The organism is Paraburkholderia sp. BR10141, assembly GCF_056155635.1.
On sequence record NZ_JBMIQH010000019.1, the window covers coordinates 155,094 to 180,089 of the forward strand.

The following is a 24,996-nucleotide window of genomic DNA, read 5'->3' on the forward strand; positions in this document are numbered from 1 at the left end:
TGCCTCGCAGGACACTGAATTGCATTGACATAGGAGCACAACGTGGCGCCACGCGACGCACGAAACGAGAGCGCACACGCCGCCGACGGCGTGTATTTCGGCCTGATGTCGGGCACGAGCATGGATGGCGTGGACGGCATTGCCGTGCGCTTCGAGGCGGGCAAGCGGCCAGTGGTACTGGCCGAGGCGTTCGTCGGCTTCGCACAGGGGCTACGCGAGGCGCTCTTTTCGTTGCAGCAGCCCGGCGAGAACGAGATCGAACGCGAAGCGCTCGCCGGCAACGCGCTGGCTGCCCGCTATGCGGTGTGCTGCCACGAGTTGCTGCGCGGAAGCACCGTGCCTCCCGCCGAGGTGCGCGCGATCGGCGCGCACGGCCAGACCGTGCGGCATCGGCCGGAGAAAGGCTACACCGTGCAGATCCAGAACCCGGCGCTGCTTGCGGAACTCACGCATATCGACGTGATCGCCGACTTCCGCAGCCGCGACGTCGCCTCGGGCGGCCAGGGTGCACCGCTCGTGCCCGCGTTCCACGCGACGCTGTTCGGTTCGCAGGAAGAAACGCGCGTGGTCTGCAACCTCGGCGGCATCAGCAACATCACGGTGCTCTCGTCGACGGGCGCCGTGCGTGGCTTCGACTGCGGCCCGGCCAACGCTCTGCTCGACCTCTGGGCCGAACGGCACCTTGGCAAGCCCTATGACGAGAACGGCAAGTTCGCCGCGAGCGGCAATCTGCATCAGCCGCTTCTGAATGCCCTGCTGGACGAACCGTTCTTCGAACAGCAGCCGCCCAAGAGCACCGGTCGCGATCTTTTCAACGCCCAGTGGCTCGACGACAAGCTCAAGGGCTTCGAGTCGCTGACACCCGCCGACGTGCAGGCCACGCTAGTCGCCCTGACCGCCGTGAGCGTGGCACGCGAGATCGAGCGTCACGCAAGCGATTGCCGTGCCGTGTATGTCTGCGGCGGCGGCGCGCGCAATGCCGCATTGATGGCCGCGCTGCAAAAGGCGCTTGAAACGGGCGGTGTGGCGGGCGTACCGGTCACGACCACCGAAGCGCTCGGCGTCCCGCCGCATCAGGTGGAGCCGCTTGCCTTCGCGTGGCTCGCCATGCGCTGCGTGGCACGCGAACCTGGCAATCTCGCGGCCGTAACCGGGGCTGCCGGCGAGCGCGTGCTGGGTGCGATTTATCCGCGCTAAGCAGGCGCGCACCAATAAGAAACGGGGCCGAAGCCCCGTTTCTTATTACAGCAAATCGATCAGACCGAGAACGACGAGCCGCAACCGCACGTGGTGGTCGCGTTCGGGTTCTTGATGACGAACTGCGCGCCGTTCAGATCGTCCTTGTAGTCGATCTCGGCGCCGACGAGGTACTGATAGCTCATCGAGTCGATCAGAAGCTGGACGCCGTTGCGGTTCATCACGGTGTCGTCTTCGTTGACCGTTTCGTCAAACGTGAATCCGTACTGGAAGCCCGAACAGCCGCCGCCCTGCACGAATACGCGCAGCTTCAGCTCCGGGTTGCCTTCCTCGTCGATCAGTTGCTTGACCTTGTCAGCCGCTGCTTCGGTGAAAACGAAGGGACCGGGCATTTCGGTCGCGGTAGTTTCGGTGACAGCGCTCATTCGAACTCTCCAAAAAAGCTTCTAGCCGCTATTGTAGGGCTCTTCCCGATATCGTGCTTAAGCCCACGAAATCAAGGGGTTTCTCCAGCTTGTCGCAGCTTGCGCGCCACACGTTCGGCGCGCCGACGAAAACGAAAAAACAAACGAAAAAGCCGCCCGGCGCACGAAGCGCGGACGGCTTTTGCAGCTGCGCTGCACCCCGCGAGGGGCGCAGGCGCAAAGCGCCAATACGAAATTAACGCTTCGAGAACTGCTTGCGGCGACGTGCCTTGTGGAAACCGACCTTCTTACGTTCCACTTCACGTGCGTCACGGGTGACGAAGCCAGCTTGCGACAGTGCCGGCTTGAGCGTTGCGTCGTAGTCCATCAGCGCGCGCGTGATGCCGTGGCGAACTGCGCCGGCCTGGCCGGTTTCGCCGCCGCCCGTCACGTTCACCTTGATGTCGAACGTCGTGCCGTGGTTCGTGAGTTCCAGCGGTTGACGCACGATCATCAGCGACGTTTCGCGCGAGAAGTAGTCAGCGATGGGCTTGCCGTTGACGACGATTTCGCCCTTGCCCGACTTGATGAAGACACGAGCGACGGCGCTCTTGCGGCGGCCCGTACCGTAATTCCAGTTACCGATCATGTGGGCTCCCCTTAGATCTCGAGCGCCTTCGGCTGTTGCGCCGAATGCGGGTGCGTTGCGTCAGCGTAGACCTTCAGCTTCTTGATCATCGCGTAGCCGAGCGGGCCCTTCGGCAGCATGCCCTTGACGGCCTTCTCGAGCGCGCGGCCCGGGAAGCGTTCCTGCATCTTGCCGAACGTCGTTTCGTAGATACCGCCCGGGTAACCCGAGTGACGGTAGTACTTCTTGTCGGTGGTCTTGTTGCCCGTGACCTTCAGCTTGCCGGCGTTGATGATGATGATGAAATCACCAGTGTCGACGTGCGGGGTGAACTCAGGCTTGTGCTTGCCGCGAAGACGGCGTGCCACTTCGCTGGCGACACGGCCGAGAACCTTATCCGTCGCGTCAATCACGTACCATTCGCGCTGCACTTCATGTGCCTTGGCGGAAAAAGTCTTCATGATCGATCCAAAAAAAATGCTGTGCCCTGTTTTGGTCCTGCTTATATGGTGACGCTCGTCGACGTCGGCGCAGGCTCTCCCTGGTTCGAGTTTCCCCGTCTCCGCGCGGACATGGATGCGGAGAACCTACGATTATAAAGGGAAATTCAGTTGCGAGTCAAAAATTGCTTGCGGCGCGTTACTGACGGGACAAGCCGAGGGCGGCAGACGAAAAAAAGCCCGAACGCGTTTGTTCGGGCTTAATCCACTCTTTTGAGGAGGGTGGAGGAGACATGCTGAGGTGTCGTGAAGCACGACAACCAATGAGACGAATTATACGGATGGGCCTTGTGCGGCGCAAGGACATTTGCATTGCGAAATCTAACACCACAATGTGAAATCCAATCGAAACGACGTACTGGAAGAGAATTTCTTAAAAATCAGTGGGTTGAAAATCCTGCCCGCGAAAAGCATCCAGGACAGCTAGAGCGAAACCCCTAATTGCGTAAGGGAAATCCGCCTTGTCGATAGGATGTCGCGACGCAACATTCCAGCACGTGGCATAAGGCGCGCGCCGCCGTGCCCCCCGGACATACCAGTAAGGGGCGGGCTACAATGCCGTCTGAATCAAGAAACCGCGCAGGGGCATACGCATATGGAATGCAAAGTTAGCTGGATGGGTCAGGACGGCATGGCGTTCGCAGCCGAAACGGGCAGCGGCCATCTCGTCAACATGGACGGCGCACCGGAAGGCGGCGGCCACAACCTCGCGCCGCGGCCGATGGAAATGGTGCTGCTCGGCACGGGCGGTTGCACGGCCTACGACGTAGTGCTGATCCTCAAGAAGAGCCGCCAGGAAGTGAGCGGCTGCAGCGTGACGCTCAAGGCCGAGCGCGCGAGCGAAGACCCCAAGGTCTTCACGAAGATCCACTTCCACTTCACCGTGACCGGCAAGAACCTGAACCCGGCCACCGTGGAGCGCGCGATCAACCTCTCGCACGACAAGTACTGCTCGGCGTCGATCATGATCGGCAAGACTGCCGAGATCACACATACGTTCGAGATCGTCGCGGCTTGATATCGGCGGCAAAAGAAAAAGCCGGCGCGGTTCTGCGAAGAACCGCGCCGGCTTTTTGCATGAATGAGGCTGCAAAGCAGGCCGATAAGCCGGATTCTGTGCACACGCCGCGTCCGAAGACGCGCCGCGCGTGGCAGCCATTCCTCTAGGCGCGCCATTGCTGACGCGCTCAAGCTTCCTACCCGCAGACGGAATGGGGGCCCCATCCTGCATCCCGAAGATGCGCGCCTGCCTACTTGGAATTGCTCCGGGTGGAGGTTACCGTGCCGTCTACGTCACCGCAGACGCGGTGCGCTCTTACCGCACCGTTTCACCCTTACCTGATCCCGACCGAAATCGGGCCATCGGCGGTCTGTTCTCTGTTGCCCTGTTCCGCGTGTCGCCACGGATGGCCGTTAGCCATCACCCTGCCCTGTGGAGTCCGGACTTTCCTCGCCTCTTTGGCCGAAACCTCGGAGCCGCGACTGCCTGGCCTGCTTTGCGAGGCGCGATATTAGCACGGGCTGGCGCGCCGCGCCGGGGGCCGGATCGATTGCCGCCTGCCTGGCATTTAGCGAGTCCGGCGGCCGGCGCGAAAGACTGTGGTGTCGTCGTAGAACGACGGGTGCTCGTTTTGCGCCCACCAGCCCGGAATGCCGAGCACCGGCAGCGGCGCAAAGCTGCGCCCATTGAGCGCTTCATGCGTGGCATCGGCGGCGAGCGAGACGCTCACTGTCTCGTCCAGATACGCGTCGCGTTGCGCGCGCGGCCACGTGAAATACGCTTGCGGCACCTCGACCACCCAGGCGTGCGCCGTGCACGCCGCATAAGGCGAGATCATCTTTTCGAGCAGCGCATGGCCGAATACGCGGACTTCGCAGCGCGCCGCGCCGATCGTCTCCCCGAAAGCCGCTTCCCAGCCAGCGCGCTGCGCCACGAACAGCGTGCGCCAGTCGAAGCCGCGCAACGCCGCGACCAGCGGCGCATCCGATGAGGCAAAGAGCACCGCGTTCTCGTCGAACAGCGTGAGCGCGTCGCGCACGCCGCCGCGCGTGGGGCCCACGCCCAGCACGTCGATCGCCGCGGCCTGGCGCGCGTTCAGCGTCGCCTTGATGCGCGGGAACGCGAACCAGGCGAGCGCGTTGAAGAAGTCGTGGAGGTTGTGACGCGTCGGCACGCAGCCCGTCGCCGCGATATGCGCCTCATAGGCCGAGCCTTCGGGCAGGTCGTCCTGGGCGATGAAGCGCAGCGGCCGGCCGCGGCCCGTGCTTTGGACGGCGGCCAGCGCATCGGCGTTCAGCGCATCCAGGTACGCCGCGTATCCCGCCAGCGCGGCCTGCTGCCAGCGCCGGCCGCGCGCTTCGTGTTGCGCGAACCACGGGCGGGCCCAGTCGATGTCGCTGAAACTGCCCAGCGGCATGGTCCGGCGCGGGGCGCGCGCGGGCATCGGTGCGGGCGCATCGACAGCCCCGGTCGGGCCGACCGTTGCGCCCGCAGCCACACCCTGCCCCGCCTCGTTCAAGCGAGTTTCCAGCCGATCGTCTCGCCGCCGCGCAGCGGCACGACGGGCGTGCCGCCCGCCTCGACTTCGGCGGGCAGCGTCCAGCTCTCGCGACGCAGCGTGACCGTTTCCGTCGCGCGCGGCAGGCCGTAGAAGTCCGCGCCGTAAAAGCTCGCGAAGCCCTCGAGCTTGTCGAGCGCGCCCGCATTGTCGAACGCTTCGGCGTACAGCTCGAGCGCGTGCAGCGCCGTGTAGCAGCCCGCGCAGCCGCACGCGTGCTCTTTCAGGCCCTTCGGGTGCGGCGCGCTGTCGGTGCCGAGGAAAAAGCGATGATCGCCCGAGGTCGCCGCGTCCACGAGCGCCACGCGATGCGTCTCGCGCTTGAGCACGGGCAGGCAGTAGTAATGCGGACGAATGCCGCCCTGGAAGATCGCGTTGCGGTTGTAGAGCAGATGATGCGCGGTGATCGTCGCGCCGAGTAGACCGGGCGTGGCATGATCGGCGCGGATGTAGTCGACGGCGTCCTTCGTCGTGATGTGCTCGAACACCACCTTGAGACCCGGAAAATCGCGGCGCGTCGGAATCATCACGCGGTCGATGAAGACCTTCTCGCGGTCGAACAGGTCGATGTCGGCGCTCGTCACTTCACCGTGCACGAGCAGCGGCATGCCCACTTCCTGCATGACTTCGAGCGTCTTCGCACACTTGCGGATGTCGGTCACGCCGGCGTCCGAATTCGTCGTCGCGCCCGCCGGGTACAGCTTCACGCCGTGCACGAAGCCGCTCGCCTTCGCGCGGCGGATTTCCTCGGGCGGCGTGTTGTCGGTGAGATAGAGCGTCATCAGCGGTTCGAACGTCGAGCCCGCCGGCAGCGCCGCGAGAATGCGCTCGCGGTAGGCGGCGGCCTGCTCGGTCGTCGTGACCGGCGGCTTGAGGTTCGGCATGATGATCGCGCGGCCGAACTGGCGCGCCGTATGCGGCAGCACGGCCGCGAGCATCGCGCCGTCGCGCACGTGCAGGTGCCAGTCGTCGGGGCGGGCGAGCGTGAGAGTCGAGGGGGAAGAGGCGTTCATGGCAAGAGTCAGGCGCGGTAGTGAACCAACAGCGGTATGAATGAACGGCGGCAAGTTCGCTTGAAACACGCTCAGGCTGCCGGAAATTCCGGGCATATCACGGGGAAAAACGCGGCGACGATCGATGCCGATCCAACCTGTGCATTGCCCGCACCGTCGCGTACACACGACAATCCGCGCTGCATCGCCCCCGGCACGCGCCCTTCTATGCAGGCCTGCAATGCATCCGACAAATTTCGTATTGGCGACCCGCAGGCCGGTGATATGCTTGGAAAATCATCATTGTAACGGGTCGACGGCGGGTCCCGCCTACCACTGCAGCCGCCGCCTCAGCCGTCCCAGTCGCATTACGCACCATCAGCACCATGTGCCAACTTCTCGGAATGAATTGCGCCGCGCCGACGGACGTCACGTTCTCCTTCACAGGATTCGCGGCGCGCGGCGGCGCCACCGATCACCACGCCGACGGCTGGGGTATCGCGTTCTTCGAGGACAAGGCCTGCCGCCTCTTCATCGACAACGAGGCCTCGGCACGTTCGCCGATCGCCGAGATGGTCAAGCACTATCCCATCAAGTCGCGCAACACCATCGCACACATCCGCAAGGCCACGCAGGGCAACTGCGCGCTCGAAAACAGTCATCCGTTCCAGCGCGAGCTGTGGGGCCGGCACTGGATCTTCGCGCACAACGGCGACCTTCAGGACTTCAATCCGGTGATGTCGGGCGTCTACCAACCGGTTGGCACGACCGATAGCGAGCGCGCGTTCTGCCTGCTGCTACAAGGCTTGCGCAAGGCGTTCCCCGGTGCGCAGCCGCCGCTCGCCGAGCTGTTCGCCGCGCTGGAGTCGCTCACGCGCGAGGTCACGCAGTTCGGTGTCTTCAACTTCCTGATGTCGAACGGCCAGGCGCTGTTCGCGCATTGTTCGACGCATCTCTACTATCTCGTGCGACGCTGGCCGTTCTCGACGGCCCATCTCGTCGATGCCGATGTCTCCATCGACTTCGCCAAGTACACGACGCCCGAGGACCGCGTGGCCGTGATCGCCACCGCGCCGCTCACCGACAACGAGGTCTGGACGCGCTTCGCCCCCGGCGACCTGCTGATGTTCCAGCACGGCGACGTGATCGCCAGGACAAGCGTGCCGGTGCCGCAAAAGGTGCTCGACAGGCTCGCCAACCCGTCGCTCGACGCGTCGGCCAGCGCACCGTGCGCCGGGCAGCCGCGCGAGATCGACCCGGAAGCGGTGGACGCACTGCAGACCTGGGGCGAGTAAGCCGGGCCACGCCCAAAACAAAAAAGCCGCGCATCATCGAGCGCGGCTTTTTTTTCGAAGCGTGTGAAGCCTCAGTGCAGGATCTTCGCCAGAAAGTCCTTCGCGCGATCCGACTTCGGGCTCGCAAAGAAGGCTTCCTTCTGGTCGTCTTCGACGATGGCGCCCTTGTCCATGAAGATCACGCGGTGCGCGACCTTCTTCGCAAAGCCCATTTCGTGCGTCACGCACATCATGGTCATGCCTTCCTGGGCCAGCTCCACCATCACGTCGAGCACCTCGTTGATCATCTCGGGGTCGAGCGCCGAAGTTGGCTCGTCGAACAACATGGCGATGGGGTCCATCGACAGCGCGCGTGCAATCGCCACGCGCTGCTGCTGGCCGCCCGAGAGCTGACCCGGGAACTTGTCGGCATGCGCACGCAGGCCCACGCGGTCGAGCAGTTTCAGGCCCTTTTGCGTGGCCTCGTCCTTGCCGCGGCCGAGCACCTTGATCTGCGCGAGCGTGAGATTCTCGGTAATCGACAGATGCGGGAACAGCTCGAAGTGCTGAAACACCATGCCCACCTTCGAGCGCAGCTTCGAGAGGTTGGTGCGTTTGTCGCCCACCGACTCGCCGTTCACGAGAATCTCGCCCTGCTGGAACGGTTCGAGCCCGTTGACGGTCTTGATGAGCGTGGACTTGCCCGAGCCCGAGGGCCCGCACACCACCACCACCTCACCCTTCTTCACTTCCGTCGTGCAGTCGGTCAGCACCTGGAACTGGCCGTACCACTTCGAAACGTTCTTAATTGAAATCATCTTGCGACCTTTTTCTGAAGACCTTTCACGAGGCTCGACGCGATCACGCAAATCACGAAATAACACGCGCCCGCGAACAGTACCATCTCGACCATCGTGCCGTCACGGTCGCCGATATTGGTGGATGTGCGGAAGAAGTCGGCGAGGCTGATCACGTACACGAGCGAGGTGTCCTGAAACAGCACGATGGCCTGCGTAAGCAACAGCGGCACCATCGCGCGGAACGCCTGCGGCAGCACTACGTATTGCATGGCCCGGCCATAGCGCATGCCGAGCGCGAATGCAGCGTTCACCTGCCCGCGCGGCACCGCCTGAATGCCCGCACGAATGATCTCCGAATAATACGCGGCCTCGAACAGCGAGAACGCGATCATCGCGGACGCGAGGCGAATGTCGATGTCGGGCGACAGGCCCAGCACGTTTTGCAGCACCTGCGGCACGATCAGGAAGAACCACAGCAGGACCATCACGAGCGGGATCGAGCGGAAGACCGTGACGTAGCCCTTGGCGAACCATTCGAGCGGCTTCACGCTGGAAAGCCGCATGAGCGCGAGCAGCGTGCCCCAGAGAATGCCGACCACGATCGCGCACAGCGTGATCTTGAACGTGATGATCGCGCCCGTCCACAGCGTGGGCAGCGCGCCCGGAATGCCGCTCCAGTCGAAATGATGCATCACTTGCCTCCGATGTAGCCGGGCAGACGCGACTTCGCCTCGACCCAGCGCATGAGCGTCATGACGACGAGGTTGATGAGCACATAAGCGAGCGTGACGGCGATGAACGACTCATAGGTCTGCGCCGTGTAGTCGACGAGCTGACGCGCCTGGGCCGACAAATCGAGCAGGCCGATCGTCGAGGCGACCGCCGAGTTCTTGAAGATGTTGAGGAACTCCGAGGTGAGCGGCGGCACGATGATGCGGTACGCCACCGGCAGCAGCACATAGCGGTACGTCTGCCACTGCGTGAAGCCCATGGCGAGGCCGGCTGCGCGCTGGCCGCGCGGCAGCGCGTTGATGCCCGAGCGCACCTGTTCGCATACACGCGCCGCGGTAAAGAGCCCGAGACACACGACCGACGCCGAGAAGAACTGCACGCCCGGCGTCGATTGCTTGAACGCATTGCCTATCGATTGCGGCACGATTTCCGGCAGCACGAAGTACCAGATGAAGAACTGCGCGATAAGCGGAATATTGCGGAAGATCGCCACATAAACTGTGCCGACGCCCGCGAGAAACCTGTTCGGCACCGTGCGCAGCACGCCGAAGAACGACCCGACGATGAGCGCGATCACCCACGCGCACAGCGACACCGAGACCGTCACCCAGAGGCCGGAGAGGATCCAGCCGAGGTACGTGGTGGGTTCGCCCGTCGAGACCGGGCTGAGCAGAATGCCCCAGTTCCAGTGATAGGACATCAAGAGACTCCAAGAAAAAGAACGGAAGAAGCGGCGCTTCTTCCGTTCCGTGCTAAACGCTAAATGCGGGTCGAACGGCCGGGGCCGTGTTAATCGATCGCCTTGTCGTTCGGGTTCTTGAACAGCGCTTTCATGTCCTCGCTCATCGGGAAGTTCAGGTTGAGACCCTTCGGCGGGATCGGCGACTCGAACCACTTCTTGTAGATCGTTTCGCCTTCGCCCGAGGTCTGGACCTTGGCGATGGCGTCGTCGGCGACCTTCTTGAACTCGGGGTCGTTCTTGCGCATCATGCAGCCGTACGCTTCACGCGACTGCGGCTGGCCGACGATCACGAAGTCGCCCGGATTGTTCGACTTGGCGCGCTCGCCCGCGAGCAGCGCGTCGTCCATCATGAACGCCACTGCGCGGCCCGTGGAGAGCGTCATGAACGACTCGCCGTGGTCCTTCGCGCTGATGATGTTCATGCCCATGCTCTTGTCCTGGTTCATCTTGCGCAGCAGGCGCTCGGACGTCGTGCCCGCCGTCGTCACGACGGTCTTGCCCTTGAGGTCGGCGAAGTCCTTGACGCCCGAATCCTTCTTTGTCATGAGGCGCGTGCCGATCACGAAGATCGTGTTCGAGAACGCGGCCTGCTGCTGACGTTCGGCATTGTTCGTGGTCGAGCCGCATTCGATGTCCACCGTGCCGTTCTGCACGAGCGGAATACGGTTCTGCGACGTGATGGGCACCATCTTGACCTTCAGGTTAGGCATGTTCAGCTTCTGCTTGACGGCCTCGACGATCTTCATCGCGTAGTCTTGCGAGTAGCCGATCACATTCTGCTTGTCGTCGTAGTACGAAAAAGGAATGGACGACTCGCGGTGCCCCAGCGAGATGACGCCCGTGTCCTTGATCTTCTTGAGCGTGCCCGCGTCCTGCGCGAAAGCGCTGGTGGCGACGCAACCAAGGAGTGCGAGCAGTGCGGCGGTCTTTTTCATTTGCATTGTTTTCTCCGGTACAAGAACCGCCGCCAGTTTATCAAAGTAATTTTTTTGAAAGCATCAAGAGTGACCCTGGCGCAACGCCTGAATGTGCGAAAGCGGACGCCCCCTTGTGGAGGACGTCCGCCTTCTATGCGCCTTGATGTGCAGCGCAAAAACCTGTCACGGTGCAGTCACGGTTTCGTCACTTCGCTGTGCGCCTTGCCTGGCGCCGCGTGCAGCGTCGCGACGCCTGCCAACCGGGTGCGATCAGGGATACAAACCGCGCATTTCGCGCGCCATCAAGATGCGCTTACATGCCACGATGAACGCCGCGGTACGCATCGAGACCTTCTGCTCGCTCGACACTTGCCACACCGCCGTAAAGGCTTCGCGCATCACGCGTTCCAGACGTTCGTTAATTTCGTGCTCGGTCCAGAAGAAGCTCGAGAAGTCCTGCACCCACTCGAAGTACGAAACGGTCACGCCGCCCGCATTCGCCACCACGTCGGGGATCACGAGCACGCCCTTGTCGTGCAGGATGTCGTCGGCTGCCGTCGTGGTCGGGCCGTTCGCACCTTCCACGATGATCTTCGTGCGGATCTTGCCCGCGTTCTTCTCTGTGATCTGGTTTTCCAGCGCGGCCGGAATGAGGATGTCGGTTTCGACGGTCCAGAATTCGTCGTTCGCCATGACTTCAGCGCCCGCAAAGCCTGCCACGCCGCCCGTCTTGGCAACGTGCTCGAGCAGCGCTTCCGCGCTCATGCCGCTCGAGTTGTAGAGCGAGCCGGTATGGTCCTGCACTGCGACGATCTTCGAGCCGGCTTCCTGGAACAGGCGCGCGGCAATGCCGCCCACGTTGCCGAAGCCCTGCACGGCAATGCGTGCGCCGTCGATCGAAAGACCCGTGCGGCGCGCAGCCTCGCAGCCGACCACGAACACGCCGCGGCCCGTGGCTTCGCGACGGCCGAGCGAGCCGCCGAGCGAGATGGGCTTGCCCGTCACGACGCCCGTGGCCGTCTGGCCCTGGTTCATCGAGTAGGTGTCCATCATCCACGCCATGATCTGCTCGTTCGTGTTGACGTCCGGCGCAGGAATGTCGGTGTTCGGTCCGATGATGATGCCGATTTCGCTGGTGTAGCGACGCGTCACGCGCTCGAGCTCGCCACGCGACAGCGTGCGCGGATCGACGCGGATACCGCCCTTCGCGCCGCCGTACGGCACGTTCACTGCAGCGTTCTTCACCGACATCCACGCGGACAGCGCCATTACTTCGGAGAGCGTAACGTCCTGGTGATAACGCACGCCGCCCTTGCCGGGACCACGCGAAACGTTGTGCTGGACACGATAGCCTTCGAAGTGCGCGACGGTGCCGTTATCGAGTTCGATGGGGCAGTCGACGATCAGGATACGCTTCGGACGCTTGAGCGTTTCGAGCCAGCGCGAGAGCGAGCCGAGATACGGCGCCACGCGGTCGACCTGACGAAGATAGTTGCCCCAGGGGCCGAGATCGTCGGCGTGGAGATAGGAAGGAACCGACTGCAGTTGGGATGACATGAACGCTCCGATCGAACAAGTGGTGCCATTGTCAGAAAACGCCCACGTGAAATCCAATGCCGTTTGATCATCCCGTTATGCTTTTCGTGCATAACATCCCCGAAGTCGAAAAAACGTGTCGCGCGGCTAGTGTTGAGGCCTTACAGACTGAAATAGCCTGACTGTTTGCGTGGCTGTTGTGTGTGTGCAGCTTGCGCTTCGTCAGCGCCTGCCCTGCGCAAGTTCCTCGCTGACCGCCTCCCACAGTTCGCGCACGAGCGCCTGGCGCGCATCGTCGCCCTGCGTCGCGAGCTTGTCGCGATAGAGCCGGATCTCCATGTCGAGCGTGAACTGGCCCTCCGGCACGCCGCGCGTGCCGCGGTCGAGGCGGATCAGTTCGCCCTGGGCCACGGCGTCTTCCACCGCGCTGTGCGGCAAGAAGGCGATGCCGTGACCCGCCAGCGTCATCGCCTTGAGGCCTTCCGCCATGTCCGTTTCGTACACGCGATCCAGATAGAGCCGCGCCGGTGCGTTGGCAACGATCACCTCGGTCATGCGGCCGAGATACGCGTTCGGCGTATAGGAGAGATACGGTGCGGGCGCATCGGGCGTGCCGGGCAGCGTGTAACGCGCACGCCCCGCGCGCTGCGGCGCCGAGTACGGGCTGATCGACTCGATGCCGAGCGTCAGCGTGTCGTAGCGCGCGGGGTCGAGCGTGACGGGGTGGCTCGGGTGGTGATAGCCCATCACGAGGTCGCAGCCGCCTTCCACGAGTGACAGCACGGCGTCGTGCACGTTCAGCGCGCGCAGGCGCGTGTGGATGCGGCCGAGCTTCGCCTCGATGCGCTGCAGCCAGCGCGGAAAGTACGTGAGCGAAAGCGTGTGCGGCACCGCGAACTCGATCGTCGCCGCGGGCGTGGCCGTGTGGCCGCGCAACAGGGTGCGCGCCTCGTGAAACTGCGAAAGCATCGCGAGCGCCTGCTCGTAGAAGACCTGGCCCGCAGCCGTGAGGCGCGTTGGATAAACCGAACGATCGATCAGCTCGGTGCCAAGCCACGCTTCGAGCGCCTGGATGCGGCGCGAGAAAGCCGGCTGCGTCACGTGGCGCAGTTCGGCCGAGCGACTGAAACTATGCGTCTCCGCGAGCGAAACGAAGTCTTCGAGCCATTTGAGTTCCATGCGGGGCCAGCGAGCGGATGAGAAGTCCGCATTCTAGGCCCGCGAGCGCACGCCTGGGCGCCCACAGGCGAATTTCGCGCGGCGCGCCGGCCGGGCGCCTTAGCGGGAAGCCCCGGAAAGCGCGGCTTCCAGTTCGGCGACCACGCCGCGCCAGTCGCCGAGCGTGGACTGGCGAAACACGCGCGCCGACGGATACCAGACCGAATCGGCGCGATCCTTGCCCCAGCGCCAGTCGGGCTGCGCGGCGAGCAGCACCCAAACGGGCTTGCCGAGCGCGCCGGCGAGGTGCGCGACCGACGTATCTACCGTGACGACGAGATCGAGCGTCTCGATGAGCGCCGCCGTGGCCGCGAAGTCGTGCAGATCGTCGCCTGGCGCATCCATCGGCCAGCGACCCGCGATCGCCTCCAGTTGCGCGGCCGCAGGGCCTTTCTGGAGCGCGAACCAGGCGTTGCCGGTGAGCGCGGCCAGCGGCAGAAGCGACTTGAGCGGCACGGAACGGAAAGCGTCGAATTGATGGCGCGGGTTGCCCGCCCAGACGAGCCCGATACGGCGCTGCGCGGCGCCGGCCAGCGCGTTCACGCGGGCGCGCCAGGCGGCGGCCCGCACAGGATCGGCGCGCATGTATGGCGTGTCGGCGTAGATCGGCCGGCCGGGAAACCTCAGCGGCAGGCTCATTACGTCGCACCAGTAGTCGTATTGCGAGGCGATGGCGCCGTCGCTCGGCGCGGCGTCGAGCACGCGTGCGACGCCCGGCACCGTCGCCGCGAGCGATGCCAGTTCCGGCGCGACCCACGCGTGAACCCGCGCGCCCATCTGCGCCAGCAGGCTCGCATAGCGCAGGAACTGGATCTGATCGCCCATGCCCTGCTCGCGGCAGATCAGGAAACGCTTGCCTCGCAGCGGCTCGCCCTGCCACTCCGGGCACGGCAGCTTGCGGTAGTTGGCTCTCGCGGTCGAGGTGAGCTTGCGGTTCTCGAAGAGCGGCCAGCCGCCGGCGTAGTCTTCGCGCCGCAGCATCAGCATGCCGAGTTGAAAGCGCGATTCCGGCAAGTCGGGGTTCAGCGCCAGTGCGCGGCGATAGCCGATCTCCGCTTCGTCGTAGCGCGCCAGCGCGGTCAGCGCGAAGGCCAGATTGTTGACGATGCCCGCCCCATCGGGCTTGAGTTCCGCGGCACGCCGGTAAAGCGGAATTGCCGCTTCGTAGCGGTGCATCGCGTCGTAGGCATAGCCGAGTTCGAAGAGCGCGAGCGCGTTGTCGGGCTCGCGCGCGATCACGGCCTCGAAGCAGGCGGCCGCTTCGGCGTGCTTCTCCATTGAGCGTAGCAGCCGGCCCATGTGGATTAACGTCTTCGGATCGCGGGGATCGAGCGCGGCGGCGGTGCGCAACTGCGCGAGTGCGGCGTCTTTTTCGCCGGTGGCTTCCAGCGCGCGCCCGAGGTTGAACGCGAAGTGGGCGGATTGCGGCTCCAGCGAACGCGCATGCCGATAATGCTGCGCCGCGCCCGCGAGATCGCCGAGTTCCATCAGCGCATTGCCGAGATTGTTGTGCGCGTTCGCGAAGCCGGGGGCGAGCCCCAGCGCCTTGCGCTGCAAGACGGCGGCACCTGCATGGTCGCCAAGGCGGTGCGCGACCACGCCACGGTTGGCCAGATATTCGGCGCTGTCAGGCTTCTGCGCGAGCGCGCGATCCATCAGCGCGGCGGCATCCCGCAGTTGGCCGCGGCCGAGCGCGATCACGCCCAGATAGTGCAGTGCGCCGGGATCTTCGGGGTGCGCCGCGAGCGCGGACTGATAGTAAGCGTGGGCATCGTCGATCCGGCCCGCGCGGTGGCAAGCCAGGCCGGCTTCGACCAGGTCAGCGGCCTCGCCGGTAGCGAGAATGGGAGCATCGGGAGTCATGGCGGCAGGTATTTGATTAAGCGCAAACTTTTGACGTGAGCGCACTCTATATCCGTCTCAAAACGTGCCATCTCGTTAACAGGCCGATACGACTGAACCCCTCGGGGTGCGTCCAAGGCCGGCGCTTTGCCGTTGCTGACAGCGTCGGCCTCGGCCACTGTCGGCAAGGTGATAAAATCTCGGGTTCCCGCGGTCTCGAATCCGACTGCAACCGACTGCCAACTGAGCGTAACGCGCCACGTTACGTCCCCATCATGTCCGACACTCGTCCCGATACCCTCTTCGCGCTCAACGCGCTCTCCCCGCTCGACGGCCGCTACGCCTCGAAAACCGAAGCGCTGCGCGACTGGCTCTCGGAAGCCGCGTTCATGCGCAACCGCGTGACCGTGGAAATCCACTGGCTGATCGCGCTCTCGCAGGCCGGTTTCGCGGAAGTGCCGCGCTTCTCGGCAGCCTCGGAGCAATTCCTGCTCAAGCTCGCCGAGAACTTCACGGCGCACGACGCCGCGCGCATCAAGGACATCGAGCGCGTGACGAACCACGACGTGAAGGCCGTTGAGTACTGGCTCAAGGAGTCGGTGAAGGGTCAGCCGGAACTGGAGCGCGCAAGCGAGTTCATCCACTTCGCCTGCACCTCGGAAGACATCAACAACACGTCGCACGGCCTGATGCTCGCGGGCGCACGCGAGCACGTGATCCTGCCGGCGCTGCGCTCGGTGCATCAGCGTCTCGTCGCGCTCGCGCACACGCACGCCGAGCAGCCGATGCTCTCGCGCACGCACGGCCAGCCGGCCAGTCCCACGACGCTCGGCAAGGAAATCGCCAACGTCGCGGCGCGTCTCGCGCGTGCGATCCAGCGCATCGAGAAGGTCGAACTGCTCGGCAAGATGAATGGCGCGGTCGGCAACTTCAACGCGCATCTCTCGGCGTATCCGGAATTCGACTGGGAAGCCTTCTCGAAGGAAGTCGTCGAGCAGCGCCTGAAGCTCACGTTCAACCCGTACACGATCCAGATCGAGCCGCACGACTACATGGCGGAACTGTTCGACGCCGTCGCGCGCGCGAACACGATCCTGCTCGACCTCGACCGCGACGTCTGGGGCTATATCTCGCTCGGCTACTTCAAGCAGAAGACGAAGGCCGGCGAAATCGGCTCGTCGACCATGCCGCACAAGGTCAACCCGATCGACTTCGAAAACTCGGAAGGCAACCTCGGCCTCGCGAACGCCACGCTGCGCCACCTCGCCGACAAGCTGCCCGTCTCCCGCTGGCAGCGCGACCTCACCGACTCGACGGTGCTGCGCAACATCGGCGTCGCATTCGGCTATTCGCTGCTCGCGTACGACGCGCTGATCCGCGGTCTGGACAAGCTCGAAGTGAACCCGCAGCGCCTGAACGACGACCTCGACGCCACGTGGGAAGTGCTGGCCGAGCCGGTGCAGACGGTCATGCGCCGCTATGGCATCGAGAACCCGTACGAGCAGTTGAAGGAACTCACGCGCGGCAAGGGCATTACGCGCGAAGCGCTGCAGACGTTCGTGAACGGTCTGGCGATTCCTGAGGACGCGAAGAAGCGTCTGCTGGAGATGACGCCTGCGTCGTACGTCGGCAAGGCGGCGGAACTGGCGAAGCGCATTTCGTAATCGCGACATCGCAAGGCCATAAAAAAAGCGCTCGATCGAATCGAGCGCTTTTTCGTTTACCGCCGCACGATCGCATGATCGTGCATAGCCGTGAGATCAGGATGCCTGATTGCCGCGCGTTTGCATCTGCTTCATCACCTCGTCGACGATCTGCTCGGGCGTGAGCTCGATGCTGACCTCGATCGCCTCGTCCGCGCCCGGCTCTTCGAGCGTGTCGAGTTGGCTTTGCAGCAGCGACGGGTCGAAGAAGTGTCCGGTACGCGAAGCGAGGCGCTCGTGCAGCACTTCGAACGAGCCCTTCAGGTAGACGAAGCACACGTCATGGTCGTTGCCGCGCAAGACGTCGCGATACGAGCGTTTGAGCGACGAGCAGGTGAACACGGCCGTTTCGTGGGCGCGCTGCTTCTCCTCGATCGCCGCGCGAATCGTACGCAGCCACGGCCAGCGGTCGTCGTCGGTGAGGGGAATGCCGTCGTGCATCTTCTTCTTGTTGGCTTCGCTGTGGAAGGCGTCGCCGTCGGTGAAGGTGCACTTGAGGCGCTCGGCGAGCAATTCGCCGATGCGTGTCTTGCCTGCGCCCGACACGCCCATCGCTATCAAAATCATTTACTGCTCCTGTCGAACGGAGTGAGCGCTTTAGCGCTGACTCCGGTCCCATGCAACATAGTTGCGCGTTACACCACCGCTGCGAGGGCGAAGGTAAGCCCGAGGCCCAGCAGCGAAATAATGGTCTCCAGTAGTGACCATGTCTTGAACGTCTGCACGACGCTCATGCCGAAATACTCCTTGATCAGCCAGAATCCGCCGTCGTTGACGTGCGAGAAGATCAGCGAGCCCGAGCCCGTGGCGAGCACGAGCAGCTCCGGCTTCACGGTCATGGCGCTGGCCGACGCGATCGGCGCGACGATGCCGCAGGCCGTGGTCATGGCGACCGTGGCCGAGCCCGTGGCGAGACGGATCAGCGCGGCGACGAGCCAGCCGAGCAGCAGCGGCGACAGATGTTCGTTCTGCGCCAGCTCGACGATCTGCTTCGACACGCCGCTGTCCATCAGCACGCGGCCAAAGCCGCCGCCCGCGCCCACGATCAGCGTGATGCCCGCGATCGGCGCGAGACAGTCGCCGCAGAACTTCTGGATCTGCTCGCGCGTGAAGCCGCGTTGCGCGCCGAAGGTCCAGAAGCTTACCAGCACGGCGATCAGCAGCGCGACGTCCGAGGTGCCGATAAAGTGCAACAAGTTGTTGGGCAACGTTTTCGGCTCGAACACGAGATCGGCCCAGCTGCCGATCAGCATGAGGATCACGGGCAGCAGGATCGTGAAGAGCGTGACGCCGAAGCCCGGCAGCTCGCTATCGGGCTTGGGGTCGGCCTTGCTCACGAACTGCTCGGAAAGCGGATTGCTCTCGGGCAGCTTGATGTAGCGGTGAATGAAGAGCGCGAAAAGCGGCCCGGCGATGATCGCCGTGGGCACGCCCACCATCAGGCCGTAAGCGATGGTCTTGCCGATGTCGGCGTGATACGCCTGCACGGCGAGAAGTGCGGCCGGGTGCGGCGGAATCAGCCCGTGCACGACCGAAAGGCCCGCCACCATCGGCAGGCCGATCAGCAGCAGCGACTTGCCCGTGCGCTTGGCGACGTTGAACGCAATCGGAATGAGCAGCACGAAGCCGACTTCGAAGAACACCGGCAGGCCGACGATGATCGCAACGACCATCATGGCCCAGTGAATGTTCTTCTCGCCGAACCAGCGAATGAGCGTCGTGGCAACGCGCTCGGCGCCGCCCGACTCCGCCATCATCTTGCCGAGCATCGTGCCAAGGCCCACCACGATGGCGATGTGGCCGAGCGTGTTGCCGTTGCCGGTTTCGAACGACTTGACGATCTGATCCATCGGCATGCCGACGGCGAGGCCGAGCAGCAGCGAAACGATGATCAGGACGAGAAACGGATAAACCTTGAAGCGCGTGATCAGCAGGATCAGCGCGGCGATCGCGACGAGCGCGTAAATCAGCAGCATGCTGCCGTGGGCCACTCCCATGAGGCTCCTCTCCAGGTAGTTGTTCGAAGTCCTTTTGCCCTGTGCGGCGACGGATGAGCGCCGCAGCAGCGCGCGCGGGACAAAAGCCGGCCGTCGCCGGGCCGGGGATTGTAGAGCTTATAACGACTTTTGGTGCAGCGTGCTTGAAAGACACGCGAGCCGCGCAAAGCGCGCGCCTGAAAGGCGCCGTTCGCGCGGCTCGTTGCACGCCCCTCGTACCGAAGGGGCGCGGCATTCCGGTCTTCGTTGCGCCGCAGCATGCGGCGCGCGTCAGCGCATCAAAGAGACGCGTTCTTTTAGCGCACCGGACGCGACAGCTCGCTCGCGGCGTGCGCAAGGCGCGTGACTTCGTCCCAGTTCTGCGCGGCGATGGCGGCCTTCGGCGTGAGCCACGAACCGCCCACGCAGACCACGTTGGGCAACGCGAGGAAGGTCGGCGCGGATTCGGCGCTGATACCGCCCGTCGGGCAGAACTTCAGCGTCGGGAACGGGCCGTGGAAGGCCTGCAGCATGTTCAGGCCACCGGCCGGAACCGCCGGGAAGAACTTGACGATCTCGTAGCCGAGTTCCATCGCGACGATGATGTCGGTCGGCGTCATCACGCCCGGCAGCAGCGGCAGGCCCGCGTCGAGCGAAGCCTGATGGATCTCGCGCGTGAGGCCCGGCGAAACGCCGAACTGTGCGCCGGCCTGCTTCGCGAGCGCGCAGTGCTCAGGCTTCGTGATCGTACCCACGCCCACGACGATGTCCGGCGCGATCTTCGCGGCGCGCTCGATCGCTTCGAGGCCGGCCTTCGTGCGCAGCGTGATTTCGAGCACCTTCACGCCGCCCGCATGGAGCGCGCGGGAAACGTGCTCGCCCTGCTCCGGCGTATCGAACGCGAGCACCGGGATGACGGGACCGAGGCGAACGATGTCGGCGACTGTGCGATTTGCCATGTTCAGGCTCCTTGATGATGAATTGAGTTCGCGGCGTGGGCCGGCCCATGCGCAGTTGCAACAGCCGGTGCGGGCGCGGCCTGCTCGCCCACGAGCGGACCGAACACCGTGGCGCCCAGCTCCGCCGGCGCGGCGGTGGCGCGGAACACGCCGAACAGCTCGCGGCCAAAGCCCACTTCATTGAGTTCCTGATGCGCGGGCTGCGCGACCGGACGGGCGTCCCACTCGGCAGCATCGACTTCGATGTCGAGCACGCCTTCCACCGCGTCGATCACGATCGTATCGCCGTCGCGCACCTTGCCGATCGGGCCGTGCAGCAGCGTTTCCGGCGAAACGTGGATGACTGCGGGCACCTTGCCCGACGCGCCCGACATGCGTCCGTCAGTCACGAGCGCCACGTGAAAGCCCTTGTCCTGCAGCACGCCGAGCAACGGCGTGAGGCGGTGCAGCTCCGGCATGCCATTCGCGCGCGCGCCCTGGAAGCGCACGACGGCCACGAAATCGCGCTCGAGTTCACCGCGGTCGAACGCTTCCTGCACGGCTTCCTGCGAATCGAACACGATGGCGGGCGCACGCACCTTGCGGCGCTCCGGCGCGACCGCGGAAACCTTGATGACGCCGCGGCCCAGACGCCCCTGCATCAGGCGCAGCCCGCCGTCCGGCTGGAACGGCGTCGGCAGCGGACGCAGCACGCTCTCGTCAGCGCTCTTCTCGACCGCCGGCACCCAGGTGAGCTTGCCGTCGATGAGCTTCGGCTCCTCGGTGTAGTGACGCAGCCCACGACCCGCGACGGTATTCACGTCTTCGTGCAGCAACCCGCCGTCGAGCAGTTCGCGCACGAGGAAGGCGATGCCGCCCGCCGCATGGAAATGATTCACGTCGGCCTTGCCGTTCGGATAGACGCGCGCGAGCAGCGGCACGGCGTCCGACAGCACGTCGAAGTCGTTCCAGTCGATGATGATGCCCGCCGCCCGTGCCATCGCCACGAGGTGCAGCGTGTGGTTGGTCGAGCCGCCCGTCGCCATCAGCGCGACGATGCCGTTGATCACGGCCTTCTCGTCGACCACGTGGCCGATCGGCGTGTAGTGGCCGCGCTCGACGGTGAGCTCGAGCACGCGGCGCGCCGCCGCAGCGGTGAGTTCGTCGCGCAACGGCGTATGCGGATGGATGAAGGCCGAACCCGGCAGATGCAGGCCCATGATCTCCATGAGCATCTGGTTGCTGTTGGCCGTGCCGTAGAACGTGCAGGTGCCGTGGCCGTGATACGCGGCGGCCTCCGATTCGAGCAGCGCCGCGCGGTCGCACTGGCCCGTGGCGAACTGCTGGCGCACCTTGGCCTTGTCGTCGTTCGTGATGCCGCTCGTCATCGGGCCGGCGGGCACGAAAATGGTCGGCAGGTGGCCGAATTGCAGCGCGCCGATCAGGAGGCCCGGCACGATCTTGTCGCACACGCCGAGGCACAGCGCCGCATCGAACATGTTGTGCGTGAGCGCGACGGCCGTGCTCATCGCGATCACTTCACGCGAAAAGAGCGACAGCTCCATGCCGGCGTTGCCTTGCGTGACGCCATCGCACATCGCCGGCACGCCGCCCGCGAACTGCGCGACGCCGCCGCCTTCGCGGGCCGCCTTCTTGATGATGTCGGGGAAATCCTTGTAAGGCGCGTGAGCCGAGAGCATCTCGTTGTATGCCGAGACGATGCCGATATTGGGCTCGCGAATCGACTTGATCGAGATCTTGTCGCGACCCTCGAGGCCGGCGAAACCGTGGGCAAGATTCGCGCATGAGAGCGCTCCGCGCGCCGGGAACCGGTCCTGAGCCGCCGCGATGCGCGCCAGATAGGCCTCGCGCGTGGGCTTGCTGCGCTCGATCACGCGCTGCGTGACCTTCATCAATTGAGAATGCAGGGAAACCATCGAATCTCCTTCCTTCTTGTCACGGCGGGGACGCTCGGGGCCAGATCAGGTGCGCCCTTGGGCGCACCAGACAGCGATGGCGCGATGTTAGTAGAAAAACTACACGACGACAATCCCGGTAAGACCCTGGGGGCGCGACGGTAAACGACCGCCTAGTCTCATTATTTACAGGCCTTGCGCGTTGATGCGCGCAGGAACTGAAAAGGAGCAAACGTCGATCCTGTAGTTTTTGTACATACCGTCCGATCCGTTATAGTCCACGGATCTTTCAGCATAGTGCGAGTTTCCTGATGCTGCTGTCCCAGGTGAAAGCCATGCGCGAGCAGTTGCGCCCTTCGGAGCGCAAGCTCGCCGATTACGTGATTCAGGCGCCTCGCGAGGTGCTCGATCTGTCGATGACCGAGGTTGCCGAGCGCGCAGGCGTGAGCCAGCCGACCATCGCGCGGTTTTGCCATGCGTTGGGATTTTCCGGATTCCGGGAGTTCAAGATTCGCCTCGCGCAGGCCGTTGCCGCGGATCTGCCCTCAGAACATCCGGCCGTCTACCGCGATGTGAGCCCGGACGAGCCGGTACCGGGCGTCGCGGCCAAGGTGCTCGACCGCACCATTGGCGCGCTCCTGCAGGTGCGCAACAATCTCTCGACGGACTCGCTCGCCGCGGCGATTGGCCTGCTCGCGCACGCGGCGCGTATCGAGTTCTATGGTGCGGGTGGCTCGGGCATCGCTGCACAGGACATGCAGCACAAGTTCTTTCGCCTCGGCATGCCTAGCGTCGCGTATTCGGACCCACAAACGTTTCTGATGTCGGCGGCGCTGCTCGGCCCCGGCGATGTCGTGGTGGCGATCTCGAACACGGGGCGCACGCGCGACATCGTGGATGCCGCGCGCACGGCGCTCGATCGCGGCGCAAAGGTGATTGCGATCACTCACGGCACGTCGCCGCTCGCGCGTCTGGCGAGCGTCGGCCTGCACGCGAACGTCGACGAAGACACCGACGTCTTCTCGCCGATGACGTCGCGGACGTCGCATCTCGCGATCGGCGACATACTCGCGGTGGGGGTGGCGCTGCAGCGCGGTCCGGAGCTGGCTGAGAAACTCGCAGATGCAAAGGAAATCATCGCGCGAAGAAGGCTGGACCCGATTGGCTAACGGCGGACAGAAGGCGCCCAACAAAAAAGCGGACTCCCGAGGGAGTCCGCTCTGCATTTCGGCCCAGACCGCAACCGATTGAGCCTCAGACGCTTACCACTGGTACGACATACCGCCGCCGACCGTGGCACCGCCTGCCGATGCATAACCGCCGCCCACTTTCACCTTGAGGTTCTGTGTGATGCGCGCCGATGCGCCGAGCGCCACTGCTTGATAGCCCTGGAAGTTGGCTGTGCCGATACCGACCGCGACGGTCTTGCCCTGATCGACTTCCGGGATCATTGTCAGCGCGGTTGCCGCCGCGATACCGCCGTAGGCGTTGCGCGCCACCGAGTTGACGTTGCTCTGGAGCCCATTCAAGCCGCTCTGCAGCTGCCCCATGTTCACCGCATCGGTAGCGTTGACGCCATTCGCGACATGGGCGATCCGACGCTCGTTGCCTTGGGAGCCCACGGACACGGTGTTGTCCTCGTCCGCGATCGAATTTGCACCGAGCGCTACCGAGTTGTTGCCCGTGGCCTTCGCCGAGTCGCCAATCGCCGTCGCGTTCGGACCCGAGGCAATCGCACCGCCGCCTGCCGCGATCGAGCTGGCGCCCGTGGCCGAAGCCGCGCCGCTCGTCGTATTGGTCGACAGATACTCAGTACCGTTGACGCTGATGTTCTGAATCTGCTGATTCAGGTTCGAGACCACGACGTTCGTGGCGTACAACTGCGAGCCCGTGACGGCGTCCGTGCTCGACGCCGAGAGTTCAGCGTCCTGCAGGTTGGTCAGCTTGACCGGCGTCGTCGAATCCGTGCCGCCCAGCGTGACCTTGTCGTGTGCCGACGAGTCGTACTGGACCGCGTTCGCCACCTGGCCAGAGATGTTGGTCACCGTCTGCTCGATGTTCGTTACGCGGCCATCGATGTTGGAGATCGCGCCACCCACGTCGTTGTAAGTGTTGCCCCCCACGACGTACGTCGGTGCCGAGATCGAGCCATCGGGGTTGACCGTCGAACCACCGCCCAGCGCGCTGGCCGTGCTCGATGCAACACCGTAGAGCTGGCCGCCGTTCACGGCGTCCGTACTGCTTGCCGCAACGACACCGTTCGCTACGTTGTGCAGCGCAACCGGCGTGTGATCCAGCGACCCGCCAAGCGTAACCGAGTTCAGCGATGTGTCGTCGTAGGCGACAAACGCGTTCGAGATGTTGCCCGACGGATCGATCTTCGCTCCCATCGCTTCGAGCTGGGCAACGTTCACCGCATCGTTCGCATCCACGCCGTTCGCCACGTTGTGCAAAACGACCGGCGCATGACCCGAGCCGCCGAACGTGACCGTATTGAGCGACGTGTCGTCATACGCGACGAACGCGTTGGTGATGTTGCCCGCCGCATCGGTCTTCGCGCCCAGTGCGTAGAGCTGCGAGCCGTTCACCGCCTCGAGGCTCGTGGCGTTCAGCGCAGCATTCGCCACGTTCGTCAGCACGACGGGAGCATGGACCGCGCCGCCCAGCGTCACCGAGTCGTGCGTCGACGTGTCGTACGTCACCGTCTCGTATAGCTGCGCACCGTTCACCGCGTCGAAGCTCGTCGCCGAGACTTGACCCGCTGCCACGTTGTGCAGCGCCACCGGCGTGGTCGCATCCGTGCCGCCCAGCGTGACCGCGCTGTGCTTCGACGTGTCGTACATCACTGCATCGGCCAGCTGGCCATTGATGTTCGTGACGTCGCCTTGCAGGTTCGTGATGTCGGTCGTGTTCTGTGTCACGCGGCCATCGAGGTTCGTAATCGCACCACCTACGCTGTTGTAGGTGTCTCCACCCACGTTATACGTCGGGTTCGAGATCGAGCCATCGCTGTTCATTGTCGAGCCGCCGCCGAACGAATCCGCCGTCGAGCTGGCCAGGTTGTACAACTGGGAGCCGTTCACCGCGTCGAAGCTCGTCGCCGAGACTGCGCCCGCCGCCACG

General features: G+C 64.3%; 23 protein-coding genes and 1 other RNA gene. 6 read left to right on the top strand and 18 right to left on the bottom strand.

What is annotated here, in order from left to right; all coding sequences use genetic code 11:
- Positions 1–42: 42 nt before the first annotated feature.
- Positions 43–1,197: an anhydro-N-acetylmuramic acid kinase gene (locus ACOJB8_RS24965; protein ID WP_342947649.1), complete on the top strand. Its 1,155-nt coding sequence runs from the start codon at positions 43–45 to the stop codon at positions 1,195–1,197.
- A 59-nt stretch (positions 1,198–1,256) separates the two neighbouring features.
- Here the strand turns inward: ACOJB8_RS24965 and erpA are convergent, their stop codons facing one another.
- The 3 genes from erpA to rplM all read right to left on the bottom strand — a co-directional run bounded on the left by erpA (position 1,257) and on the right by rplM (position 2,690).
- Positions 1,257–1,622, bottom strand: coding sequence for an iron-sulfur cluster insertion protein ErpA (erpA, locus tag ACOJB8_RS24970; RefSeq protein WP_042262553.1), 366 nt, complete (start codon positions 1,620–1,622; stop codon positions 1,257–1,259).
- A 235-nt stretch (positions 1,623–1,857) separates the two neighbouring features.
- A complete protein-coding gene (gene rpsI, locus ACOJB8_RS24975; protein WP_028209425.1) occupies positions 1,858–2,250 on the bottom strand; it encodes a 30S ribosomal protein S9 in 393 nt (130 codons plus the stop codon).
- Between the two features lie 11 nt (positions 2,251–2,261).
- On the bottom strand, positions 2,262–2,690 hold the full coding sequence (rplM, locus tag ACOJB8_RS24980; RefSeq protein ID WP_027795838.1) for a 50S ribosomal protein L13: 429 nt from the start codon (positions 2,688–2,690) through the stop codon (positions 2,262–2,264).
- 634 nt (positions 2,691–3,324) lie between these two features.
- Between rplM and ACOJB8_RS24985 the strand changes: the two genes are divergently transcribed.
- Entirely contained in the window at positions 3,325–3,747 is a 423-nt protein-coding gene (locus tag ACOJB8_RS24985; RefSeq protein WP_027795839.1) for an OsmC family protein, read from the top strand.
- Positions 3,748–3,816: 69 nt separating this feature from the next.
- On the opposite strand, the gene rnpB is transcribed toward ACOJB8_RS24985, so the two are convergent.
- The 3 genes from rnpB to pyrC all read right to left on the bottom strand — a co-directional run bounded on the left by rnpB (position 3,817) and on the right by pyrC (position 6,300).
- An RNA gene (gene rnpB, locus ACOJB8_RS24990) (RNase P RNA component class A) lies at positions 3,817–4,227 on the bottom strand.
- 70 nt (positions 4,228–4,297) lie between these two features.
- A complete protein-coding gene (locus ACOJB8_RS24995) occupies positions 4,298–5,248 on the bottom strand; it encodes a DUF3025 domain-containing protein (RefSeq protein WP_475014841.1) in 951 nt (316 codons plus the stop codon).
- Positions 5,245–6,300, bottom strand: coding sequence for a dihydroorotase (pyrC, locus tag ACOJB8_RS25000; RefSeq protein WP_475014843.1), 1,056 nt, complete (start codon positions 6,298–6,300; stop codon positions 5,245–5,247). The genes ACOJB8_RS24995 and pyrC overlap by 4 nt, the downstream gene beginning before the upstream one ends.
- A 36-nt stretch (positions 6,301–6,336) precedes the next feature.
- On the opposite strand from pyrC, the gene ACOJB8_RS25005 reads away from it, so the two are divergent.
- A complete protein-coding gene (locus ACOJB8_RS25005; RefSeq protein ID WP_475014844.1) occupies positions 6,337–6,588 on the top strand; it encodes a hypothetical protein in 252 nt (83 codons plus the stop codon).
- Between the two features lie 77 nt (positions 6,589–6,665).
- A complete protein-coding gene (locus tag ACOJB8_RS25010; RefSeq protein WP_368616746.1) occupies positions 6,666–7,574 on the top strand; it encodes a class II glutamine amidotransferase in 909 nt (302 codons plus the stop codon).
- Between the two features lie 71 nt (positions 7,575–7,645).
- On the opposite strand, the gene ACOJB8_RS25015 is transcribed toward ACOJB8_RS25010, so the two are convergent.
- From ACOJB8_RS25015 to ACOJB8_RS25045, 7 genes are all read right to left on the bottom strand, one after another.
- A complete protein-coding gene (locus ACOJB8_RS25015; RefSeq protein ID WP_028209421.1) occupies positions 7,646–8,371 on the bottom strand; it encodes an amino acid ABC transporter ATP-binding protein in 726 nt (241 codons plus the stop codon).
- Positions 8,368–9,045, bottom strand: coding sequence for a glutamate/aspartate ABC transporter permease GltK (gene gltK / locus ACOJB8_RS25020; protein WP_069268438.1), 678 nt, complete (start codon positions 9,043–9,045; stop codon positions 8,368–8,370). Before gltK ends, ACOJB8_RS25015 begins: the two co-directional genes overlap by 4 nt.
- Positions 9,045–9,785: an amino acid ABC transporter permease gene (locus tag ACOJB8_RS25025; RefSeq protein WP_475014847.1), complete on the bottom strand. Its 741-nt coding sequence runs from the start codon at positions 9,783–9,785 to the stop codon at positions 9,045–9,047. Before ACOJB8_RS25025 ends, gltK begins: the two co-directional genes overlap by 1 nt.
- Positions 9,786–9,874: 89 nt before the next feature.
- Positions 9,875–10,768: a glutamate/aspartate ABC transporter substrate-binding protein gene (locus tag ACOJB8_RS25030; protein ID WP_069268436.1), complete on the bottom strand. Its 894-nt coding sequence runs from the start codon at positions 10,766–10,768 to the stop codon at positions 9,875–9,877.
- 246 nt (positions 10,769–11,014) lie between these two features.
- On the bottom strand, positions 11,015–12,301 hold the full coding sequence (locus ACOJB8_RS25035; RefSeq protein ID WP_069268469.1) for a Glu/Leu/Phe/Val family dehydrogenase: 1,287 nt from the start codon (positions 12,299–12,301) through the stop codon (positions 11,015–11,017).
- Between the two features lie 201 nt (positions 12,302–12,502).
- Positions 12,503–13,459 (bottom strand): LysR family transcriptional regulator, encoded by a 957-nt coding sequence (locus ACOJB8_RS25040; RefSeq protein WP_069268435.1) that lies wholly within the window; start codon positions 13,457–13,459, stop codon positions 12,503–12,505.
- A gap of 99 nt (positions 13,460–13,558) precedes the next feature.
- Positions 13,559–15,361: a tetratricopeptide repeat protein gene (locus ACOJB8_RS25045; RefSeq protein WP_475014849.1), complete on the bottom strand. Its 1,803-nt coding sequence runs from the start codon at positions 15,359–15,361 to the stop codon at positions 13,559–13,561.
- A 254-nt stretch (positions 15,362–15,615) separates the two neighbouring features.
- Between ACOJB8_RS25045 and purB the strand changes: the two genes are divergently transcribed.
- Positions 15,616–17,004, top strand: coding sequence for an adenylosuccinate lyase (gene purB / locus ACOJB8_RS25050; protein WP_342947643.1), 1,389 nt, complete (start codon positions 15,616–15,618; stop codon positions 17,002–17,004).
- Positions 17,005–17,100: 96 nt separating this feature from the next.
- Here the strand turns inward: purB and ACOJB8_RS25055 are convergent, their stop codons facing one another.
- From ACOJB8_RS25055 to edd, 4 genes are all read right to left on the bottom strand, one after another.
- The gene (locus tag ACOJB8_RS25055) at positions 17,101–17,610 is read right to left on the bottom strand and encodes a gluconokinase (protein ID WP_069268432.1); all 510 of its coding nucleotides are present in this window, start codon (positions 17,608–17,610) and stop codon (positions 17,101–17,103) included.
- 68 nt (positions 17,611–17,678) lie between these two features.
- Positions 17,679–19,040, bottom strand: a complete 1,362-nt coding sequence (locus ACOJB8_RS25060) for a GntP family permease (RefSeq protein ID WP_069268431.1) — start codon at positions 19,038–19,040, stop codon at positions 17,679–17,681.
- A gap of 296 nt (positions 19,041–19,336) precedes the next feature.
- Positions 19,337–19,978: a bifunctional 4-hydroxy-2-oxoglutarate aldolase/2-dehydro-3-deoxy-phosphogluconate aldolase gene (gene eda, locus ACOJB8_RS25065; protein ID WP_069268430.1), complete on the bottom strand. Its 642-nt coding sequence runs from the start codon at positions 19,976–19,978 to the stop codon at positions 19,337–19,339.
- A gap of 2 nt (positions 19,979–19,980) precedes the next feature.
- Positions 19,981–21,894: a phosphogluconate dehydratase gene (gene edd, locus ACOJB8_RS25070; protein ID WP_475014851.1), complete on the bottom strand. Its 1,914-nt coding sequence runs from the start codon at positions 21,892–21,894 to the stop codon at positions 19,981–19,983.
- Between the two features lie 290 nt (positions 21,895–22,184).
- Here edd and ACOJB8_RS25075 point away from each other — a divergent pair, with 290 nt between their 5' ends.
- A complete protein-coding gene (locus ACOJB8_RS25075; RefSeq protein WP_368616742.1) occupies positions 22,185–23,042 on the top strand; it encodes a MurR/RpiR family transcriptional regulator in 858 nt (285 codons plus the stop codon).
- Positions 23,043–23,135: 93 nt separating this feature from the next.
- Here ACOJB8_RS25075 and ACOJB8_RS25080 read toward each other — a convergent pair.
- On the bottom strand, positions 23,136–24,996 hold a 1,861-nt coding region (locus tag ACOJB8_RS25080; RefSeq protein ID WP_475014853.1), incomplete at its 5' end, for a YadA family autotransporter adhesin.

Excerpts from the sequence above, each read along its gene's own strand:
- ACOJB8_RS25040 (WP_069268435.1), bottom strand. The coding sequence starts at position 13,459 with ATGGAACTCAAATGGCTCGAAGACTTCGTTTCGCTCGCGGAGACGCAT.
- erpA (WP_042262553.1), bottom strand. The coding sequence starts at position 1,622 with ATGAGCGCTGTCACCGAAACTACCGCGACCGAAATGCCCGGTCCCTTC.
- ACOJB8_RS25055 (WP_069268432.1), bottom strand. The coding sequence starts at position 17,610 with ATGATTTTGATAGCGATGGGCGTGTCGGGCGCAGGCAAGACACGCATC.
- ACOJB8_RS25015 (WP_028209421.1), bottom strand. The coding sequence starts at position 8,371 with ATGATTTCAATTAAGAACGTTTCGAAGTGGTACGGCCAGTTCCAGGTG.
- edd (WP_475014851.1), bottom strand. The coding sequence starts at position 21,894 with ATGGTTTCCCTGCATTCTCAATTGATGAAGGTCACGCAGCGCGTGATC.
- ACOJB8_RS25075 (WP_368616742.1), top strand. The coding sequence starts at position 22,185 with ATGCTGCTGTCCCAGGTGAAAGCCATGCGCGAGCAGTTGCGCCCTTCG.
- ACOJB8_RS25030 (WP_069268436.1), bottom strand. The coding sequence starts at position 10,768 with ATGCAAATGAAAAAGACCGCCGCACTGCTCGCACTCCTTGGTTGCGTC.
- ACOJB8_RS25005 (WP_475014844.1), top strand. The coding sequence starts at position 6,337 with ATGAATGAACGGCGGCAAGTTCGCTTGAAACACGCTCAGGCTGCCGGA.
- ACOJB8_RS25025 (WP_475014847.1), bottom strand. The coding sequence starts at position 9,785 with ATGTCCTATCACTGGAACTGGGGCATTCTGCTCAGCCCGGTCTCGACG.
- ACOJB8_RS25045 (WP_475014849.1), bottom strand. The coding sequence starts at position 15,361 with ATGACTCCCGATGCTCCCATTCTCGCTACCGGCGAGGCCGCTGACCTG.
- ACOJB8_RS25010 (WP_368616746.1), top strand. The coding sequence starts at position 6,666 with ATGTGCCAACTTCTCGGAATGAATTGCGCCGCGCCGACGGACGTCACG.
- pyrC (WP_475014843.1), bottom strand. The coding sequence starts at position 6,300 with ATGAACGCCTCTTCCCCCTCGACTCTCACGCTCGCCCGCCCCGACGAC.
- purB (WP_342947643.1), top strand. The coding sequence starts at position 15,616 with ATGTCCGACACTCGTCCCGATACCCTCTTCGCGCTCAACGCGCTCTCC.
- eda (WP_069268430.1), bottom strand. The coding sequence starts at position 19,978 with ATGGCAAATCGCACAGTCGCCGACATCGTTCGCCTCGGTCCCGTCATC.
- ACOJB8_RS25060 (WP_069268431.1), bottom strand. The coding sequence starts at position 19,040 with ATGGGAGTGGCCCACGGCAGCATGCTGCTGATTTACGCGCTCGTCGCG.
- gltK (WP_069268438.1), bottom strand. The coding sequence starts at position 9,045 with ATGCATCATTTCGACTGGAGCGGCATTCCGGGCGCGCTGCCCACGCTG.
- rplM (WP_027795838.1), bottom strand. The coding sequence starts at position 2,690 with ATGAAGACTTTTTCCGCCAAGGCACATGAAGTGCAGCGCGAATGGTAC.
- ACOJB8_RS24985 (WP_027795839.1), top strand. The coding sequence starts at position 3,325 with ATGGAATGCAAAGTTAGCTGGATGGGTCAGGACGGCATGGCGTTCGCA.
- ACOJB8_RS25035 (WP_069268469.1), bottom strand. The coding sequence starts at position 12,301 with ATGTCATCCCAACTGCAGTCGGTTCCTTCCTATCTCCACGCCGACGAT.
- rpsI (WP_028209425.1), bottom strand. The coding sequence starts at position 2,250 with ATGATCGGTAACTGGAATTACGGTACGGGCCGCCGCAAGAGCGCCGTC.